General features: G+C 67.0%; 16 protein-coding genes and 1 tRNA gene. 11 read left to right on the forward strand and 6 right to left on the reverse strand.

The window, feature by feature from the left end; translation table 11 throughout:
• Positions 1 to 11 precede the first annotated feature (11 nt).
• From ACTIEZ_RS00170 to ACTIEZ_RS00185, 4 genes are all read left to right on the forward strand, one after another.
• Positions 12 to 737: an ABC transporter ATP-binding protein gene (locus ACTIEZ_RS00170; protein WP_439544621.1), complete on the forward strand. Its 726-nt coding sequence runs from the start codon at positions 12 to 14 to the stop codon at positions 735 to 737.
• Entirely contained in the window at positions 734 to 2176 is a 1443-nt protein-coding gene (locus ACTIEZ_RS00175) for an ABC transporter permease (RefSeq protein ID WP_439544622.1), read from the forward strand. Before ACTIEZ_RS00170 ends, ACTIEZ_RS00175 begins: the two co-directional genes overlap by 4 nt.
• Positions 2173 to 3426 carry a DUF3526 domain-containing protein gene (locus ACTIEZ_RS00180; protein WP_439544623.1) on the forward strand — a complete coding sequence of 418 codons (1254 nt, stop codon included), beginning with the start codon at positions 2173 to 2175 and terminating at the stop codon, positions 3424 to 3426. Before ACTIEZ_RS00175 ends, ACTIEZ_RS00180 begins: the two co-directional genes overlap by 4 nt.
• A 111-nt stretch (positions 3427 to 3537) precedes the next feature.
• Positions 3538 to 3840 carry a hypothetical protein gene (locus tag ACTIEZ_RS00185; RefSeq protein ID WP_439544624.1) on the forward strand — a complete coding sequence of 101 codons (303 nt, stop codon included), beginning with the start codon at positions 3538 to 3540 and terminating at the stop codon, positions 3838 to 3840.
• A 174-nt stretch (positions 3841 to 4014) separates the two neighbouring features.
• On the opposite strand, the gene ACTIEZ_RS00190 is transcribed toward ACTIEZ_RS00185, so the two are convergent.
• Positions 4015 to 4090: transfer RNA gene (locus tag ACTIEZ_RS00190), tRNA-Thr, on the reverse strand.
• Between the two features lie 220 nt (positions 4091 to 4310).
• Here ACTIEZ_RS00190 and ACTIEZ_RS00195 point away from each other — a divergent pair.
• The 6 genes from ACTIEZ_RS00195 (at position 4311) to ACTIEZ_RS00220 (ending at position 13769) form a co-directional block, all read left to right on the forward strand.
• The gene (locus tag ACTIEZ_RS00195) at positions 4311 to 4916 is read left to right on the forward strand and encodes a hypothetical protein (RefSeq protein WP_439544625.1); all 606 of its coding nucleotides are present in this window, start codon (positions 4311 to 4313) and stop codon (positions 4914 to 4916) included.
• Positions 4917 to 4989: 73 nt separating this feature from the next.
• A complete protein-coding gene (locus tag ACTIEZ_RS00200; protein ID WP_439544626.1) occupies positions 4990 to 9717 on the forward strand; it encodes an NAD-glutamate dehydrogenase in 4728 nt (1575 codons plus the stop codon).
• Between the two features lie 54 nt (positions 9718 to 9771).
• Entirely contained in the window at positions 9772 to 10071 is a 300-nt protein-coding gene (gatC, locus tag ACTIEZ_RS00205; RefSeq protein WP_439544627.1) for an Asp-tRNA(Asn)/Glu-tRNA(Gln) amidotransferase subunit GatC, read from the forward strand.
• Positions 10068 to 11522, forward strand: a complete 1455-nt coding sequence (gatA, locus tag ACTIEZ_RS00210; RefSeq protein ID WP_439544628.1) for an Asp-tRNA(Asn)/Glu-tRNA(Gln) amidotransferase subunit GatA — start codon at positions 10068 to 10070, stop codon at positions 11520 to 11522. The genes gatC and gatA overlap by 4 nt, the downstream gene beginning before the upstream one ends.
• 12 nt (positions 11523 to 11534) lie before the next feature.
• The gene (gatB, locus tag ACTIEZ_RS00215) at positions 11535 to 13025 is read left to right on the forward strand and encodes an Asp-tRNA(Asn)/Glu-tRNA(Gln) amidotransferase subunit GatB (RefSeq protein WP_439544629.1); all 1491 of its coding nucleotides are present in this window, start codon (positions 11535 to 11537) and stop codon (positions 13023 to 13025) included.
• A gap of 255 nt (positions 13026 to 13280) precedes the next feature.
• Complete coding sequence (locus ACTIEZ_RS00220; RefSeq protein ID WP_439544630.1) at positions 13281 to 13769, forward strand: cell wall hydrolase; 489 nt, start codon at positions 13281 to 13283, stop codon at positions 13767 to 13769.
• Here ACTIEZ_RS00220 and ACTIEZ_RS00225 read toward each other — a convergent pair.
• From ACTIEZ_RS00225 to ACTIEZ_RS00245, 5 genes are read right to left on the reverse strand one after another with little or no spacing between them, the layout of a single operon-like run.
• Positions 13760 to 14068: a hypothetical protein gene (locus tag ACTIEZ_RS00225; RefSeq protein WP_439544631.1), complete on the reverse strand. Its 309-nt coding sequence runs from the start codon at positions 14066 to 14068 to the stop codon at positions 13760 to 13762. The genes ACTIEZ_RS00220 and ACTIEZ_RS00225 overlap by 10 nt on opposite strands.
• A 13-nt stretch (positions 14069 to 14081) precedes the next feature.
• Positions 14082 to 15494: an MBOAT family O-acyltransferase gene (locus ACTIEZ_RS00230; RefSeq protein ID WP_439544632.1), complete on the reverse strand. Its 1413-nt coding sequence runs from the start codon at positions 15492 to 15494 to the stop codon at positions 14082 to 14084.
• The gene (locus ACTIEZ_RS00235; protein ID WP_439544633.1) at positions 15494 to 16834 is read right to left on the reverse strand and encodes an SGNH/GDSL hydrolase family protein; all 1341 of its coding nucleotides are present in this window, start codon (positions 16832 to 16834) and stop codon (positions 15494 to 15496) included. Before ACTIEZ_RS00235 ends, ACTIEZ_RS00230 begins: the two co-directional genes overlap by 1 nt.
• Entirely contained in the window at positions 16831 to 17967 is a 1137-nt protein-coding gene (locus tag ACTIEZ_RS00240; RefSeq protein WP_439544634.1) for an SGNH/GDSL hydrolase family protein, read from the reverse strand. The genes ACTIEZ_RS00235 and ACTIEZ_RS00240 overlap by 4 nt, the downstream gene beginning before the upstream one ends.
• A gap of 49 nt (positions 17968 to 18016) precedes the next feature.
• Positions 18017 to 19057, reverse strand: coding sequence for an AI-2E family transporter (locus tag ACTIEZ_RS00245; protein WP_439544635.1), 1041 nt, complete (start codon positions 19055 to 19057; stop codon positions 18017 to 18019).
• Positions 19058 to 19171: 114 nt separating this feature from the next.
• On the opposite strand from ACTIEZ_RS00245, the gene ACTIEZ_RS00250 reads away from it, so the two are divergent.
• Positions 19172 to 19360 carry a type II toxin-antitoxin system HicA family toxin gene (locus tag ACTIEZ_RS00250; RefSeq protein WP_439544636.1) on the forward strand — a complete coding sequence of 63 codons (189 nt, stop codon included), beginning with the start codon at positions 19172 to 19174 and terminating at the stop codon, positions 19358 to 19360.
• The last annotated feature ends 5 nt before the right edge of the window (positions 19361 to 19365 follow it).

Below are 19365 nucleotides of genomic sequence, written 5' to 3' on the forward strand. Positions count from 1 at the left end.
GCGTGCCGGATATGCCGCTGGCCATCAGCGACCTGGTGGTGACTCGCGGCGAGCGGCGCGTGCTCGATGGCCTGTCCTTGTCGATTGGCGCCGGCGAAATCTATGCGCTGCTCGGCGGCAATGGCGCCGGCAAATCGACCACGCTTTACGCCATTCTCGGCTTTCTCACCCGCGCCAGCGGCACACTCAGCGTGGCCGGCGCCGATCCGGCCAGCAACCCCGATGCCGTGCGGGCCAAGGTGGCTTATCTGCCGGAAAATGTCGCGCTCTACGATCACCTCAGCGCGCGCGAGAATGTCGAATATTTCCTGAAACTTGCCGCGTCGCCGCGGTCCCGTGCCGAAACGGACGCGGCCTTCGAAAGCGTTGGCCTTGCTGCTTCGGCCTGGGATGCGCGCGCCGGCAGCTTTTCCAAGGGCATGCGCCAAAAAACGGCGATTGCGCTGGCCCTGCTGCGCCAGACGCCGCTGCTGCTGCTCGATGAGCCAACCTCCGGCCTCGATCCGGCCGCGTCGGCCGATTTCCACACACTGCTGGGTGCGTTGTCAGCACGCGGGGTTGCCGTGCTGATGGTGACGCACGATCTGCTTGGCGCGGCCGATACCGCCAGTCGCATCGGCCTGATCCAGGCCGGCCGCATAGCGCGCGAATGGACTGCGAGCGCCACGGAGCCGCGCTTTGACCTGAATGCGCTGCACGATGGCTTTGCCCAAAGCGCAAGAGGCGCGCGGGCATGATCGTCACCATCGCTGCGGCCGAATTGCGGCTGATGCTGCGTTCGCGGCTGGCGCTGGTCGGGCTGGCGTCGCTGCTGCTGCTCTCTGCCATTGCTGCCGTTACGTCCGGGGTGCAAATGGCCGCCGCCGCCAGCGCCCGTGCCGAAGCCCAGGCCACGACCGATGCGCAGTTCAAATCCCAGCCCGATCGCCACCCGCACCGCATGGTGCATTATGGTACCTATGCGCTGCGCCCGGTGGGGCCGCTGGCGGCCTTCGATCCCGGCGTCGATGCCTTCACCGGCACCGTGTTGTTCCTGGAAGGCCATCGCCAGAACAGTGCCACCTTCGGCGCGGCGCGCGAATCGTCCGATCTGCTGCGCTTCGGGCAATTGACGCCGGCTTTCGTGCTGCAAAGCCTGGCGCCGTTGTTGCTGGTGTTCCTCGGCTTTGCCAGCGTGGCGCGGGAACGTGAATCCGGCAGCCTTCGTGCCTTGCGGGCGCATGGTACCGACACCTTGCGCATCATGGGCGGCAAGGCGCTGGCACTGGGCGGCGTGGCGGCGCTGGCCATGCTGCCTGCGCTGGTGGCGCTGGCTTGGGCAGCAGCCAGTGCGCCGGCTGAGGCGGGCATGGCGGCGCTTACCGCGCTGGCCTATGCCGCCTATCTGCTGATCTGGGTGCTGGCCATCGTGGCGGCATCGGCCTTTGCGCGTACGTCACAAGGGGCACTGGTCGGCCTGATTGCCGCCTGGGCCATTGTCGTCGTGCTGGTGCCGCGCGCGGCTGCCGGCTGGGCCGGCGTTGCCGAGCCGTTGCCAAGCCGCGTCGATACCGAGTTCGCCATCGCCGCCGATCTGCGCAAGCTCGGTGACAGCCACAATGCCAATGATCCGCATTTTGCCGCCTTCAAGGCCAGCGTGCTGAAACAATATGGCGTCAGCCGCGTCGAGGACCTGCCGGTCAATTATCGCGGCATCCAGGCGATGGAGGGCGAACGGCTGACATCGCAGCTGTTCGCCGAATATGGCGCCCGTGCCGATACGATCCAGATGGCCCAATCGGCACGGCTGGCGGCGATGGGCCTGCTCAGCCCGGCGCTGACCGTGCGGCGCGCGTCGATGCTGGCGGCGGCGACCGATCTGTCCACCCATCTGGAATTTCTGCGGCAGGCCGAGGCCTATCGCTTCGATCTGGTGCAGCGCCTCAACCGCCTGCAGGCCGAAGCCGTTTCGAGCGCCGACGATGGCGCGCGCAGCCGCGATCCGATTGCCGACCGGCGCACGCGCATTTCGGCGGATTTCTGGAAATCCATGCCGGAATTTCGCTTTGTCCAGCAGTCGCCAGCCATCCGCGCCAGCGCCATGCTGCATACGCTCGGCCTGCTGGCGCTGTGGCTGGCGGTGGCGGCTGGCCTTTTCTGGCTGGCGGCGCGGCGGCTGGCAGGGCAGGCAGCATGACCAGCCTGCTGCGCGAAGCCTGGTTGCTGGGCCGCAACCGTGCGGCACTTGGCGCGCTGCTGCTGCTGGCGGTCTGCGCTGCGGCGGCCGTTGCGCTTGGCCTGGCCAGTGTCGATCGCGACCGCGCCGCCATCGCCCGCATGCTGGCCGGGCAACCCGCCGAAGAGGCTGCGCTGGCCGCCTTCGTGCATGATCCGGGCGACGGCGCCTATTATGGCTTTCAACCGACCTGGGACCCGCCGTCCGATCTGGCCTTTGCCGCGCTGGGCAGCCGCGACATCGCGCCGGCCATGCTGCGGGTGCGGGCGCTGGCCCTTGAAGGCCAGATTTACGAAAACGAAGCCGGCAACCCCGAACTGGCCCTGCCCGGGCGTTTCGATCTGGCTTTCGTGGCCGTCTATCTCGCGCCCTTGGTGCTGATCGCCTTGCTGCATGATCTCTGGTCCGGTGAACGCGAGGCCGGAAGGCTGTTCGCGCTCCAGGCTACACCGTCGGCGCGTTGGCGTTTGTGGGCGCCGCGCGTCGCCGTGCGCGCCGGCGGGGTGCTGCTGGCGCTGCTGCTGCCGTTCGCCATCGGCGCAGCGCTGTCGGGCACAGCGATGGCCCGCGCGTTGGGCTTTGCCGGGCTGCTGCTGCTGGTTTGCGCGTTCTGGACGGTGGTGGCACTTCTGGTGGCCCGCCGCACCGCCTCCTCGTCGGTCAATGCCGCGTCGCTCGCCGCGCTGTGGTTCGGCTTGACGCTGGTGGCGCCGGCCGCCGCGGGCCTGGCCATCAACGCCGCCGTGCCGGTGCCCGATGGTGCCGCCATGGCCCGCGAAAATCGCGAAGAGGTGCACGCCGGCTGGGACAAGCCAAAGGCTGACACGATGGCGCGGTTCATCGCCGTCTACCCCGGTTTTGCCGATCGCGCCGCCGTGCCGCAAACCTTTACCTGGAAATGGTATTTTGCCTTCCAGCATCTCGGCGATCTGCATGTCGCAGCCGACGCGCAGGCCTATCGCGATGGCATTGCCCGCCGCGCCGCACTGGCCCGCACCGCCGGCTGGTTGCTGCCGCCGGCTGGCTTGGCGCAAGCCATGGCGGCCATGGCTGGCACCGATGTGACCGCGCAATTGGCCTATCAACAACGCATCCGCGCCTATCACCGCGAATTGCGGGAATTTTATTATGATTATCTGTTCAACGACAAGCCGTTCGGGGCCGCCGATCTGGCATTGGTACCGCGCTGGCGCCCGGCTGACGGCGGCTAGCCTGACGCTCGATCAGCGCATGGCGTGGAAGTCGAGGCCGGTACAGTCGTAATCACGCGCCGTGCAACCCACGATCTTGCCGGGGCGACGGTTACAGGCAATACTGCAAGCATGACCGTCCAATGCACATTCACCGTCATCGAGCGCGCGCGACACTTCTCCTGGGGCATTACGTATCGCCTGCGTCTGGACACCACTGTCCGTCGCGCAGAAGAGTGGCTGGGCTACGACATGATGGGCGCACCAGCGCTGCTGAACCGCACATTCGACCGACCGCAAGGCTGGGAAACAGAGGTAACGCTCATTGGCCGCGATCTTCAGCCAGGTGACAAAATCGCTGTCGATGACGTCATCAAAGAAGCGCGGCTGTGGGTTGACGGACACGGCAGGATCACCGGACGGGATCGCGCATAGCCCCTAACGAATGGCCCCGGCACAGCGCTGCCGGATAATGCCGAAGCCCGTAGGCTCAATCTTTCGGCGGACTTGAACTCACGCCCCCCCTTTTGCAGCCAAGTTGGAACATCCAAGGCCAGCGACCTTTCACAGGAGGCTCAGGTTTTTCCGATGGAAAGGCCTTTGGTAGGCTGGTGCCGCTTAGGTGACTCGAACACCTGACCCCATCATTACGAATGATGTGCTCTACCGGCTGAGCTAAAGCGGCTCCGGGCTAGGGGGCGGCGATTATCAGGGGGCGGGGGCGCTGGCAAGGGGGTTGGTGCGGGGGGTTGGTGTGGGGGGTTGGTGCGGGGGGTTGGTGCGGGGGGTTGGTGCGGGGGGTTGGTGCGGGGGTGGGGGCCGGGCGGGCGCAAACTCTGGTGGGCGACGTCGTTATCGGGGGCATGAGCCATGCCCCGCCCCGCAATCGCCCATTCAATCGCCCGTTGTTGTCGCCCGACGCCGCCGATGGCTTGCAGCCCGGCCTGTTTCGGGCCGATCTTGTGCCGCAAAGCGTGGTGGTGGAGCGGCGGCTGACCAATCGGGCGCTCGCCGCCTGGCAGAATGCACCGGAGCAAGACATCGCCACCGCGCTGCAGGCGTTTTTCGATCACAGCCTGGTGGTGCGCGATCCGGCCGGGCGGGCGATCATCGAGAATGTCGGTGGGCCGGTGTCGGCGCGATTCGGCCTGATGGCCGGGCTGCCGCTGCTGCGCGATCCCGGCCTAGGCGAGGAACTGGTCGCCGCGTGCGAGCTGGTGGCATTGCAGCCGATGCCGATCCCGTTCGAGGCCAGCGTCAACGATCCGATGGGTGCGCAAGTGTTGGTGCGCGGCCTGGCCTTGCCGCTGCCCGATGGCGATGATCCCGCCGGCTGCGTGCAGATCGTGCTGAGCTGGCGCGAAGTCCTGTCGAAAAGTGCCGCCAAACGCCTGCGCGCCGAACTGGCCCATGCCTTTGCCGATATCGGCCGCCTGCCGCCCGCGGCTGATCCCTTCCCGCGCCGGGCGCTGACCACTGATGTGCGCAACATCACCAAAAATAATGAGTGATATTCATATCACACTTTTCTTTCCTGCTGCACCGGCGCATAAGCTGCCCACACATGCCGCAGGAGCTTGTCCCGTGCCCGGTTCGTTAGACGGTGCAGCCGAAGCGCTGAACACCTTGGCGCAATGCCTATTTGCCCACGCCCTGCCCGGTGAGATCGAGGATCTGGACGCCGCTGGCCGTGATGCGGCGGCGGGCTTCATGAGCAAGGCAGCGGCGATGCGCCTGCCTGACACGCCGGTGATCCTGCTCGATCCGGGCCAGGACACCGGGCAGCGCCGTTTGCGGCTGGCGGTGATCGGCGAGGATCGGCCGTTCCTGGTCGATTCAACGGCCGCTGCCGTGACGGCGGCGGGAATCGACATTTTCCGGCTGCTGCATCCGATCGTCGATGTGGCCCGCGATGCCGATGGCCGGCTGCTGACGGCGATGGTGCCGATCGGCGCCGCGCCGCCGCCGGGCGCCACTCGCGAATCGATGATCTACATGGAGATCGAGCAGGTTGACACCGCAGCCGGCGCCGCCCTGCTGGACAGCCTGGCCAAGGTGCAGGCCGAGGTGCGTGCCGCGGTGACCGACTGGCAGGCGATGCTGGCGCTGCTGAAAAGCTGCATCCGCGCGCTGTCCGACAATCCGCCGCCGCTGGCGCCGCATCGTACTGCCGAAGCCATGGCGTTTCTGGAATGGCTGGCGGCCGACAATTTCACCTTGCTGGGCGCGCGCCGCTATCGGCTGGAGGGCGATCTGGACGATCCGGCCATGCAAGCCGCGGGCGATCCCGGCCTCGGGCTGCTGGCCGATCCGGATTATCCCGTGTGGTCAGGGGTGCGCGGCCAGAATGACACGCCGCGCGAGTTGAAAGCGCTGCTGGCCAGCCCGGAGCCGTTGCTGATTACCCGTTCCGGCGCCGTAGCGTGCGTGCACCGCCGCGTGAACGGTGATCTGATTGCGGTGAAGGGCTTTGATCGGCAGGGCCGTGTCGTGTCCGAAACCCGGTTCCTGGGCCTGTACACGTCGGCTGCGCTCAACACGTCGCCGCGCCAGGTGCCGTTGCTGCGCCGCAAGGTGGGGGAGATCATCGACGCGCTGGGTTTTGGCACCAGCGGCCACACCGGCAAGGCGCTGGTGCATGTGCTGGAAAGCTTCCCGCGCACCGAATTGTTCGAAGCCAGCCCGGAGCATCTGCAAGCCATGGCGCTGGGCCTGCTGAGCCTGCTCGATCGGCCGCGGCCCAAGTTGTTCGCCCGCGCCGATCCGTTCGGGCGCTTCGTGTCGGTGCTGGTCTATGTGCCCCGCGATGGCTATTCGGTGCGGCTGCGTGAGGCGGCCGGCCAGATGCTGGCGCAGGAATTGCATGGCCGCATCGCCCGTTATGAAGTGGAATTGCGCGAAGAGGGCCTGGCCCGCGTGCATTTCGTGGTGGAGGTTGCCGATACCGCCGGCTTCACGCCGGAGGTGGCGGCGATGCTTGACCGGCGGCTGCGTCAGTTGGTGCGCGGCTGGGAAGAGGAGCTGGAAAGCGCGCTTGCCGAACGCGTGGACGCCGCCCGCGCCGCCCGGCTGACCATCAGCCACGGCCGCGCCTTTTCGGTGAGCTATCGCGCGCAGCACCAGCCGGCCGATGCCGCAGCCGACATATTGGCGCTGGCCGAACTGTCGGATGATCGCGAACGCGCCGTGCGTATCATGGCGGCCATGGAGCCGGGCCAGTTGCGGCTGAAACTCTATCGGCTGGGCGCGATCATCCCGCTGTCGGAAGCGGTGCCGGTGCTGGAGAATTTCGGCCTAAAGGTGATCGAGGAATATCCATTCGATCTGCATGACGGGAAATTGGGCCGCATCAATGATTTCATCTGCGAAGTGCCTGATCCGGCAATCCTGGGGGATATTCCGGCGCTGGCGGCGCGGCTGGAGCCGGCCCTGGTCGAAGTGCTGCTCGGCAAGCGCGAGAATGATGGCTTCAATGCGCTGATCCCCGCCTGTGGGCTGGCGGCACGTGATGCTTCGCTGCTGCGCGCCTGGTTCCGCTATCTGCGGCAAACCGGCGTCACCTATGGCGTGATGACGGTGGTGGACGCGCTGCGCCGCTATCCGGCGATCACCCGCGATCTGGTGGCGCTGTTTGGCGCGCGCTTTGGCCTGGACATCGCCGATCGTGACGCCGCGCAGGCCGAGGTGCTGGCGCGCATCGATGCGGCGCTTGGCGACGTGGCCAGCATCGATGATGATCGCATCATCCGCCTGTATCGCGCTGCGATGCTGGCAACGCTGCGCACCAATTTCTTCGTGCCCGGCGGGCCGGAGGCCATGGCCTTCAAGATCGATTCCGCCGCGATGCCCGGCCTGCCGGCGCCGGTGCCCTATCGCGAGATCTGGGTGTTCTCGCCGCGCGTGGAGGGGATCCACCTGCGCGGGGGCCCGATTGCGCGCGGCGGCCTGCGCTGGTCGGACCGGCGCGACGATTTCCGCACCGAAGTGCTGGGCCTGGTGAAGGCGCAGAAGGTGAAGAACACCGTCATCGTACCCACTGGTGCCAAGGGCGGATTTTACCCGAAGTTGCTGCCGCCAGCGTCGAATCGCGACGCGTGGTTTGCGGAGGGCACCGAAGCCTATCGCGTGTTCATCCGTGCGCTGCTGTCGATCACCGACAATCTGGCCGTGGATGGCAGCGTGCTGCCGCCCCAAGGCGTCGTCTGCCACGATGCGCCCGACCCCTATCTAGTGGTCGCCGCCGACAAGGGCACGGCGACATTTTCCGACACTGCCAATGGCATTGCCCAGGCACATGGCTTCTGGCTGGGCGATGCCTTCGCCAGCGGCGGCGGCAATGGCTATGATCACAAGGCGATGGCGATCACCGCGAGGGGCGCCTGGATTTCAGTGCAGCGCCATTTCCGCGAGCTGGGCATCGATGTGCAGACGCAAACGGTGCGCGCGTCCGGCGTGGGCGACATGTCGGGCGATGTGTTCGGCAACGGGCTGCTGCTGTCGCCAGCGGTGGCGCTGGTTGCGGCCTTTGATCATCGCCACATCTTCCTCGATCCCGCGCCCGAAATTGCGGCCGCCTTTGCCGAACGCCAGCGGCTGTTTGCGCTGCCGCGGTCGAGCTGGGACGATTATGACAAGGCGCTGATCTCGGCCGGCGGCGGCGTGTTCCCGCGCAGCCTGAAGGCGATCCCGCTGTCGCCTCAGGTTCAGGCCATGCTGGGCGTCGACGCGGCCACGCTGAGCCCGGCCGAGCTGATCAGCGCCATCCTGAAGATGAAGGTCGATCTGCTGTGGTTCGGCGGCATCGGCACCTATGTGAAGGCTTCGCATGAAAGCCATGCCGATGCCGGCGATCGCGCCAATGATGGCCTGCGCATCGATGCGCGCGAGCTGGGCGCGCGGGTGATCGGCGAAGGCGCGAATCTGGGGCTGACCCAGGCCGCGCGCATCGAGTTCGCGCGGGCCGGCGGCAGCATCAACACCGATTTCATCGACAATTCGGCCGGCGTTGATTGTTCGGATCATGAGGTCAACATTAAGATCGCGCTGAACGGCGAAGTGGCCGCCGGGCGGCTGGCCACCGCCGACCGTGATGCGCTGTTGAAGGCGATGACCGACGATGTCGCGGCGTTGGTGCTGCGCGACAATATCTTGCAGACACAGGCGCTCAGCCTGGCGCAGGCCGGGGGCAGTGCGGCGATGCCGGCGTTCCGGCGGCTGATCCAGGTGCTGGAGCGTGACGCCGGGCTGGACCGCAGCGTCGAAGGCCTGGCCAGTGACGATGTGCTGGCAACGCGCGCCGCAGCCGGCGAAGCACTGACCCGGCCGGAACTGGCCGTGGTGATGGCCTATGCCAAGATGGCTGCGTACGAAGCGCTGGTGGCCAGCGATGTGGTGAATGATCCGCTGCTCGATGCCGATCTGATCGCGGCCTTCCCTATGGCGATGCAGCAGGCGCATCGCGATGCCATCCTGGGCCATCGCCTGCGCCGTGAGCTGGTGGCGACCAAATTGGCCAACGAGCTGATCAACCGCGCCGGCCTTGCCGCACCCTTCGAACTGGCCGAGGAACTGGGCGCCAGCCTGGCCGATGTGGCGCGGGCCTTTGTCGCCGCGCGCGAATTATTTGGCTTGGGGCAATTGTGGCTGGCGATCGATACCGCCGACATGACGGCCGCAGCGGCAACGACACTGCATCGCGAAGCACAGGCGGCGCTGCGCATCCAGATGGCCGATCTGCTGCGGCTGGGCGGCACGCGCAGCGCGTCGGAACTGGTGACGGATCTGGCCGCCGGCGTCACCGCGCTGGGCGAATCGCTGGCGCAATTGCTGCGCCTGGAAGTGCAGGGGCAATTGGACCGCATCACGGCGCGGCTGGCAGCAGCCGGTGCGCCGGCCGACCTGGCCGCGGCGGTGGTGCGTATCGAGGCGCTGGACGGCGCGGTGGGCACGGCGTTGCTGGCGGCGAAACGCGGCCTCGATGTGGCAGCGACGGCGCAGGCCTACACGATCCTGGGCGAAGCGACCGGGCTGGACTGGGCGCGCGGCGTGGCTGCCGCCCTGACACCCAGCGATCCGTGGGAGCGATTGCTGACCGCGTCGCTGGTGCGCGATTTCGAACAGATGCGGCTCGATCTGCTGGCGCGCATCGTGCCGCCCGGCAGCGATCCGCTGGCGGCAACGGCCGATTGGCTGGCGCGGGAATCGGGCAAGGTGGCGCGCATCGCGGCGCCTATTGCGCAGGCGCGTGAAGGCGGCGCATCGCCGGCCATGCTGGCGCACGTGGCCGGGCTGGCGCGCACTGCCCTGGTCTGATCGGGTCGCTTCGCCCCCTTGTTGGCGCGGGCGCCGCCTGCTAGCGGCACGTGCATGTCTGTTACTGATGAAACCGTGCGCAAGATCGCGCGTCTGGCGCGCATCGCCGTTGCCGAGGATGATGTGCCGGGCCTGACCGGCGAGCTGAACGGCATCCTGGGCTGGATCGAGCAACTGGGCGAGGTGGACACCAGCGGCATCGAGCCGATGCCCAGTGTCATGGACATTGCAGGATCGGGCACATTGCGCTGGCGCGATGATGTGGTGAGCGACGGCAATATCCAGGACAAGGTGCTGGCCAATGCACCGGACGCGACCAGCGGCTTCTTCGCGGTGCCCAAGGTGATCGAATGAGCACGCTGACTGATCTTTCCCTTGCCGACATGAAGGCCGGGCTGGCGGCGAAGCAATTCAGCGCGGTGGAATTGGCGCAGGCGCATCTGGATGCGATGGCGGCCAATCGGCATCTGAACGCCTTCATCACCGAAACGCCGGAACTGGCGCTGGCGCAGGCCCGCGCGGTGGATGAGGGCACGCGCACGGGGCCGCTGGCCGGCATTCCGCTCGGCATCAAGGATCTGTTCTGCACCGATGGCGTGCAGACGACCGCCGGCTCGAATATTCTGAAGGGCTTCGTGCCGCGCTATGAAAGCCGCGTGTCGGCCAATCTGCTGCGCGACGGCGCGGTGTTTCTGGGCAAGCTCAACATGGATGAGTTTGCCATGGGATCGTCGAACGAAACCAGCGCCTTCGGCCGGGTGATCAGCCCGTGGAAAGCCAATGGGTCTGACGCTGATCTGGTGCCCGGCGGTTCGTCGGGCGGTTCGGCGGCCGCGGTCGCTGCGCGGCTGTGCGCCGGGGCGACCGGCACCGATACCGGCGGCTCCATCCGCCAGCCTGCCGCCTTCGTTGGCATCGCCGGCATCAAGCCGACTTATGGCAGAGCCAGCCGCTGGGGCACCATCGCCTTTGCCTCCAGCCTCGATCAGGCAGGCCCGATGGCACGCAGTGTGGCGGATTGCGCGCATCTGCTCACCTCCATGTGCGGCTTTGATCCGCTCGATTCGACCAGCCTCGATGTGGCGGTGCCGGATTTCGCCGCGGGCCTGACCGGCAGCATGGCCGGCAAGCGGGTCGGCATTCCGGCGGAATATCGGCTGGACGGCATGGACCCGGAAATCGCCGCGCTGTGGGATGCCGGCATCGCCTGGTTGAAGGACGCCGGCGCCGAGATCGTCTCGGTGTCGCTGCCGCACACGAAATACGCGCTGCCCACTTATTATATCGTCGCCCCGGCCGAAGCCTCGTCAAACCTCGCCCGCTATGATGGCGTGCGGTATGGCCAGCGCGTGTTGCCGCAGGGCGGCAATGTGCAGGACATGTACGCCGCCACCCGCGCTGCCGGCTTTGGCAAGGAAGTGCAGCGCCGCATCATGATCGGCACCTATGTGCTGTCGGCGGGATTTTATGATGCGTACTACACCCAGGCGCAGAAGGTGCGGGCGCTGATCGCCCGCGATTTCGCGACTGCGTTCGAGCGGTGCGATGTCCTGCTCACCCCCACCGCGCCCAGCCCGGCCTTTGCCTTTGGCGCCAAGGCCGATCCGCTGGCCATGTATCTGAACGACGTGTTCACCGTGCCGGCCAGCCTCGCCGGGCTGCCGGCAATGAGCGTGCCGGCCGGACTTTCCGCATCCGGGCTCCCATTGGGCCTGCAGATCATCGGCCGGCCGCTGGATGAGGCGGGTGTGCTCGATGCCGGCCTCGCCATCGAACGCGCCGCTGGCTTCACGGCCCGGCCCTGAGGAATCACGAGGATGAGCGATATCTGGACCGTGAAGGGTGCCACCGGCGATTGGGAAATCGTCGTCGGGCTGGAAGTGCATGCGCAGGTGACGGCGAACAGCAAGCTGTTCAGCGGCGCCGCCACCAATTTCGGCGCGGAGCCGAATGCGCAGGTCAGCCTGGTCGATGCTGCCATGCCGGGCATGCTGCCGGTGATCAACGGCGAATGCGTGCGCCAGGCCGTGCGCACCGGGCTCGCTATCGACGCGCAGATCAACCTGTGGTCACGGTTCGACCGCAAGAATTATTTCTATCCCGATCTGCCGCAGGGCTACCAGATCAGCCAGCTCTATCACCCGATCGTCGGTGAAGGCCATCTCGACATCACGTTGGATGATGGCACCACCAAGCGCATCGGCATCGAGCGCATCCATCTGGAGCAGGACGCCGGCAAATCGGTGCACGATCTGCACCCGACGATGTCGTTCGTTGATCTCAACCGCTGCGGCTGCGCGCTGATGGAGATCGTCTCCAAGCCCGACATCCGTTCCCCGGCCGAGGCCGGCGCCTATGTAGCGGCGCTACGCCAGTTGCTGCGCTATGTCGGCAGTTGCGACGGCAACATGGACGAAGGCTCGATGCGCGCCGATGTGAACGTGTCGGTGCGCAAGGCCGGCGCCGAATTCGGCACCCGTACCGAAACCAAGAACGTCAACAGCGTGCGCTTCATAATGCAGGCGGTGGAGCATGAAGCGCGCCGCCAGGTCGATGTGATCGAAGGCGGCGGCAAGATCATCCAGGAAACAAGGCTGTTCGATCCCGGCACCGGCACCACAAGATCGATGCGCGGCAAGGAAGACGCGCATGATTATCGCTATTTCCCGGATCCCGATCTGCTGCCGCTGGTGATCGACGATGCGTATGTCGCTGATTGCCGCGCCAGCCTGCCGGAACTGCCCGTCGCCAAGCGCGCGCGCTATGCCGCCGATCTTGGCCTGTCGCCCTATCTGGCGGGCGTGCTCACCGCCGAACAGGAAACCGCGGCCTGGTTCGAGACCGCGCTGGCCGCCACCGCCGGTCGGTTGAACAAGCCTCTGGCCGAAGTGGCCTTGCGTGTGGCCAATTTCGTGTCCGGCGATCTGTTCGGCGCGCTGAAGAAATTGGGCAAGGACATCACCGACAGCCCGGTATCGCCGGAAGGCCTCGCCGAACTGCTGGCATTGGCCGCCGATGGCACGCTGTCGGGCCCGCTGATGAAACAGGTGTTCGAAGCCATGCTGGAAACCGGTGACAGCGCCGGCAGCATCGTGGAGACACGCGGGCTTCGCCAGGTGTCCGACACCGGCGCCATCGATGCGGCCATCAAAGCGGTGCTGGATGCCAATCCCGACAAGCTGGCCGAATATCGCAGCGGCAAGGACAAGTTGTTCGGCTTCTTCGTCGGCCAGGTCATGCGCGCCATGGCCGGCAAGGCCGCGCCCGGCGTCGTGAATGATCGGCTGAAGGCATTGCTGGACGGCTGACACCGCTCGGCTCGCCGACAGTTACACCCGTTTCATCGCCGGGCGGCTTGACGCAATCAACTTCATTCCCTACCCGGCCGCTCTGGTTTGAACGGCAGGGAATTGGCGTGGTTGTGGCCCGCCCTGCACGTCGTGTCTGTCGCATTGGGGGCGGTGTTTTTGCCCGCCAATCGCCGCAGGGGCGCAGTTTCGGCATAAAAAGTGACCCAATCGCCACGTTTGCAGATGCTGGCCGCCGCTGCGGCAGCCGTTTTGATGTCCGGGCTGGCCGTCAATCATGTCGCTGCCCAGCCCAGCCCCGAGATGGCGGAGACTGATATTCCCGCCGCCGCGCCCGAACCGGCGCTCGCCGCCGTGGAAGCCGAACCGGCCCCGGAACTCGATCCGCGCCATGTGACCTGCGTCGCCAAGGTGGTGCATCACGAAGCCGCCAACCAGCCGCGCGAAGGCCAGATTGCGGTCGCGCATGTGATGGTCAACCGCGTCAAGCATGGTTTTGCCGCTGATGTCTGCGCTGTCGCCAACCAGCCCGGCCAGTTCTTCGCGCTGAGCCGCTATCACCCCAACCGCAAGACCGCCACCTGGGCCGCCGCTGTCGACGTGGCGCGCACCGTGCTGGCCGGCGAAGCCCGCGATCATTCGAAGGGCGCGCTATATTTCCACGCCAACTGGGCCAAGCCCGACCGTTTCTTCCGCAGCCGCACCAAGATCGCGGTGCTGGAAGATCACGACTTCTATCGCTGATCCTCGCTCTGGCCGCGCCAGCGCGCGGCCTTTGCCTGGTCCCACCTTGCCTTGATCGCGGCGCGCGGGCCATCCAGCCCGCGCGCCGCGGTACGGTCGGCAAGGCCATGCGAAACGGCGACCACGCCCGCCGTGCGCGCGCTGGGCGTCAGGCCGTCGGCCCAGGCCGCAAGGGCATGGGCATTCAACATGGCCACGCAGAACAGCGCCACGCTCACCGCTGCTGCCATCTGGGTGAGGCCAGACACGCCGGCGCCATCGGCCGCCACATCCACCGGCGAATCAAACGGGTCGGCCATGCGCGTCTGCCTTTCAGAACTGGTAATAGATGAAGGCCGCGACGCCTTCGAAACGCATCGCATCGATGATCAGGATGGCCAGACCAACCGCCAGCCCCAGCGCCGGCGCCGGCCACGCCGCCACCCGCCGCGCCAGCACCGGCAGCAGATTGGGCGGCGTGACATTCATGGCCAGGCCCAGCGCGATCAGGCCAACCAACAGCGGACTGGCCAGCGCCACCCCCGGCCGGAACGCCCAAAGCTGTGCGAAATAGTCCAGCGCGCCGGCCAGCGTATCGGCGCGGAAGAAAATCCAGCCCGCCACCACGACATGAAAGATCAGCAGCATGGCCAGCGGCGCCGGCAGTGTCGGCCAGCCGGCCGGGCGCCATTCGCGCCACACGCGTTCCATGGCCAGCACGCCGCCATGCAGCGCCCCCCAGATCAGGAACGTCCATTTCGCGCCATGCCACAGCCCGCCCAATAGCATGGTGATCATCAGGTTGCGGCAGATGAAGGCCAGGCTGCCACGGCTGCCGCCCAGGCTGATATAGAGATAATCACGCAGCCAGCTCGACAGCGAGATGTGCCAGCGCCGCCAGAAATCCTGCAGCGAGGTGGCGCGGTAAGGCTGATCGAAATTGCGCGGAAAGCGATAGCCGAGCAGCGCCGCCAGCCCGATCGCCATATCGGAATAGGCCGAAAAATCGCAGTAGATCTGCACGGCATAGCCATAAGCGCCCGCCAGCAGATCAAACCCGGTTTGCGCGGCCGGATCGAAAAATGCCTTGTCCACCAGCGCCACCGACAATTCGCTGGCCACCACGCTTTTCTTGAACAGGCCCCAGGTGATCAGGATCAGGGCGGTGGCCACCATGCCGCGATTGAGGCGCGGCATGGCCTGGAATTGCGGCACCAGATGGCTGGCGCGCACGATCGGCCCGGCGACAAGATGCGGGAAGAAGCTCATCAGCAGCGTGATGTCGAGGAAACTGGCCGGTGCCGTCTGGCGCCGGGCAATGTCGATCAGATAGCTCATGCCCTGGAAGGTGAAGAAGCTGATGCCGACGGGCAAAATCACCTCGATCACCGGCAGATCGCGGCTCCAGCCGGCCCGGGCCAGCACGACGGCCAGTTCCTCCAGGAAAAAGCCATAATATTTGAACGCGCCCAAAATCAGCAGATTGGCAGTGACGCCGATCGCCAGCCACGGCTGCGCGGGTTCATCGCGGTCCAGCCGGGCATGGATGCGCGCGGCGATGCCCCAGTTGATCGCCGCCGACGCGATCAGCAGCGCGACAAAACGCCAATCCCACGCGCCGTAAAACACCCAGCTCGCCAGCAGCAGGATGATCTTGCGCCATTCGTTGCTGGCCTTGCCCACCGTCCACACCAGAACGAGCACCGGCAGGAAGAAGATCGCGAAATCCAGCGTCGGAAACAGCATCAGCGCGCCGTCTGATTATGGGCCTGCACCCTGGACAAGGCCTGGGCCTCATCAATATCCGCCAGCAGCAGGCGCGCCACTTCGGCGCCGCCGGCCGGGGAGTAATGGATGAAATCCGGCCCCATCAGGCCGCGCTGCATCCAGCGCACCGCCGAACAGGCGCCGCCCTGCCGCGCCCGCCAATCCCAGAAGGCGATTCCCAAATCCGCCGCGACCCGGCGCTGCACGGCGCTGACGATGCTGAGGCCAGGCGGGGTGAACAACGGCAACCCGCGGCGCACGGCGCGCGGCTGCACATCGGACAATGTCACCGGATCGGGCGCCAGGCTGCCGCCGGCGGCCGTCCACAGCGGGATATCGAAACCGGCCACCGGCAACCGGTCCGGGCTGGTCTGGATGGCCGGGTTGCAATCCGGCGCGGCACCGGGCGCATTCCCGCGCAGCGCGATGTTGCGGCTGGCGGCATCGGGCGGGCCGATCAGCAGGATCGGCACCGGCCCCACAATATCGCGCACTCGCGCCACCTGCGCCCGCAGGTCGCTTTCCAGCCGCGCCGCGTCGGCGCTGGGGGCAAAGCCCTCGTTGGTGCCGAACGCCAGGATCACCAGATCGGGCGGCAGCACGCGGAACTGTGCGGCCATGGTGGCGGTGTCGGCCCGGCCAAGAAACTGCAGTTGCGAACCCGGCACGCCCAGGCTGGACAGGATCAGCCCGCGCGGGCGTTCCAGCCACCAGCCGGTGATGATCGCCTGGCCGGACAATAGCTCCAACCGGGCGGTGCTGGCCATGCCATTGGCTGCAAAGCGCTGACAACGCGGGGCATCGGTATCAGCGGTGAAATCCACCGTCTGCGTGGTGTCACCGACACTGATGGCCAGTTGCGGGCCATCCGGGCCAGCCGCCACGCACACGCCAAAGGCGCTGAAGTCTTCGCCGGCGTCGGCAGTCAGCGCCAGCGACGCGCCGACCGCACGGCTGGTCAGCGTATAGCCGGTGATGCCGCGCGGCGGCCAGGGTTCGGATGCGCCGCCACCAAACAGGCCGCGTGATTGCCAGCCGCCGGCCATCGACGCCGTCACCCCGCGCGTGCGCACCCCGGCGTGTGGACGCCCGGCCGGCATCAGGCCGCGCCCGCCATGGCCGAGCCGCGCCTGCAAGGCATCGCGCAGCGCGCCGGTAATGGCATCGCCGGCGGTGTGGGAATCGCCGATCTGCACGATATGCACCGGGCGGTCGGCAGGCATCGCCGCAAGGTTCAGCGGCACGCCGGCCAGCACATCGCCGCCGCACAGGCTGGCAAGGCAGGGCGCGGCGGCCAGGACAAGCAGGGCCGACATCATGGTCGCGGCGGCGCCGGTTCGGGCGCAACCGGCGTATCGGCAACCGGTGGCAGCAATTGCACCGGTTGGCTGGCGGCAGCCGGCGGTTCTGCGGTGGCGGTTGGCGCCGGCGCCGCCGATTCTGCCGGCGGCTCGCTGGCCATCGCAGCTTCCGGGGCCGGCGTTGGCGGCGGCGCTGCCAGTGTTGGGGCGGCCGGCGGCGGCACAAGTTCCGGCGGCACCGCCTTGCCATCACGCGCCGCCTGCCCCCACGCCCGCACCCGCGCGGCCAGCGTATCGGTGAGCAGCCGATAGCCGCGCATGCTCATGTGGATGCCATCGCCCGCCCGCACCAGCCGCGGCGCGCCGGTTTCGGGATCGGGCAGGTGCGACGCGTACCCGCCATCGGGGCCCGCCGCGGCGGCGCGCGTATCGATGAACGGCACGCCCAGCCGCGCCATCACGTCGGCGTAAAACCGGTTCATGCCCTGCACCTGCGCGTCGAACGTGCCATCCCGCATCACCGGCAGGCCAATCCACACCACGACGGCCCCTTGCGCGCGCAACAGGCCGATGTAGCGGGCGATGCGCTGTTCAATCTCCGCCTGCCAGGCCGGCGACAACAGCGGCGCCACCCGGCCTTCGACGAACAGGCCCTGCATGTCATTGGCGCCAAAGCTGATCACCGCGACATCGACCGGGCCTTCGGCGAGTTGCCGGGCCAGCGCCTCCTCCAGATTGGTCTGGCGATACCGGGTGAAGCCGGTCGCCTGCTGCGAGTAACGCAGCACCTGAAACGCCTCACGGCGCGGCAACTGGTTGTAAAGCGCGGTCCACAGGCCATCACCGAAACTGTCGCCAAACACGCCGATGCGGAACGGCCGGCCATCGGCCACGGCGCGGGCCAGGCCATCGGGCACTTGCGCGGCGCTGGCGATATCGCTGGGCAGCACCGCGCCCGGCCGGGCTGCGTCTGGCCCCGGCGCAACTGGCGGCGATGGCAGTCCCGGTCGCACGGCGGGCGGCGGCCCGGCTTCGGTGATCAGATTGTGAAACTGCGGCGCAAACGCCAGGCCAATGGCGATGCCCGCCGCCACCCCGCAAAACAGGGCCGTCGTGCGATCGATAAGCAGGAAGGCGGGATGATCGGCCATGGGGTCTGCCGGGCTGATACACGCCCCGGCCGGACGTGCAAGCGCGGCCTCAGCCGCCGGTCAGCGGCGATCGGCGGCCCCTGCGCGCGAGCTGCAGTTTCAGCAGCGCCATGCCCACGACGGTCATCGGGACGGCCAGGATCACGCCGAGCGGCCCGAGCAAGGTGCCGGCGGCGATCAGGCTGAAGATGGTCAGCACCGGCGGCAAATCGCCGAAACGGCTCTGCGCGATCGGCATCACCACATTGCCCTGCAACTGCTGCACCACCACCAGCGCAATGATGGTGAAGATGCCGGTTTCCACGCTCTGGCCAAAGCCCAGGATGACGGTGGGCACCGAAACCAGCACGACGCCCAGATAGGGCACGAATTCGCACAGGCCGGCCACCAGCCCGATGGCCAGCGGCGACGGCAGCCCGACCAGCCACAGCCCGATCGAGGTGCCCACCGCGACGAACGCCATGCCGATGGCCTGGGCCTTCAGCCAGAATGTGATCGCCTCGCGTGCCGCGTGCACGGTCTCGATGGCGCGGGGCTTGGCGCTGTCGGGCAGCATGTCGATCAGGCCATCGACATAAAGACGCGGCTGCGCGGCCAGATACAGCGCCGCGACCAGCACCACGGCAAAGCCGGTGAGCGCCGAGCCGACATTGGCCAGCGCGCCCTGCACGATGCCGCCAACCTGCGACATGCTGGGCGCATAGCCTTCGATTTGCGACAATATCTCGCGGCCGATCTGGGTGCTGCGCGCCCAGTCCTGCACCGTTTGCAAGGCCGGCGGAAAGCGATCGGCGAGCAGGATGAATTGTTCGACCATCAGCGTGCCGAACAGGCCAAAGATCACCACCAGTGCCGCCAGCGGGATCAGGATCGCCGCGGTCAGCGCCAGCGCAAACGGCAACCGCAACCAGCGCTGCAACAGCGCAGTGAAATCGCTGAACATCAGGCCCATCAGCGCGGCGGCAAACAGCACCAGCACCAGTTGCTTCAAATGCCAGGCCGTCAAGGCCAGTGCGATGCCAGCCATCACCGCCAACGTGCGGCGGAACCAGCGGCCGCTGTCGTCTGGGGCGGGGGAAGGCGGGGTCATCATCGCTTCCATGCGACAGGCCGAGGCACTTGCCAAGCCGCCGTTGCACCGCCCAGTTCAGCTTGCAGACACCCGCCATGGTGGTTATACATACTGATCCATACAGGCAGCCCGATGCGCAGCGGAGACGTGATCAAAGCCCTGCAATCGTGCGGTTGGCAGGTGGTGGCCCAGAAAGGCAGTCACGTGCAGCTGAAACATCCCGAGCGGCCTGGGCGGGTGACCGTGCCGCATCCGAAAGCAGACTTGGCCATCGGCACAATCAAGAGCATCGAGCGCCAAAGCGGCGTGAAACTTCGATAGGGTCA

Source organism: Sandarakinorhabdus sp., from assembly GCF_051860625.1.
GTDB lineage: Bacteria > Pseudomonadota > Alphaproteobacteria > Sphingomonadales > Sphingomonadaceae > Sandarakinorhabdus.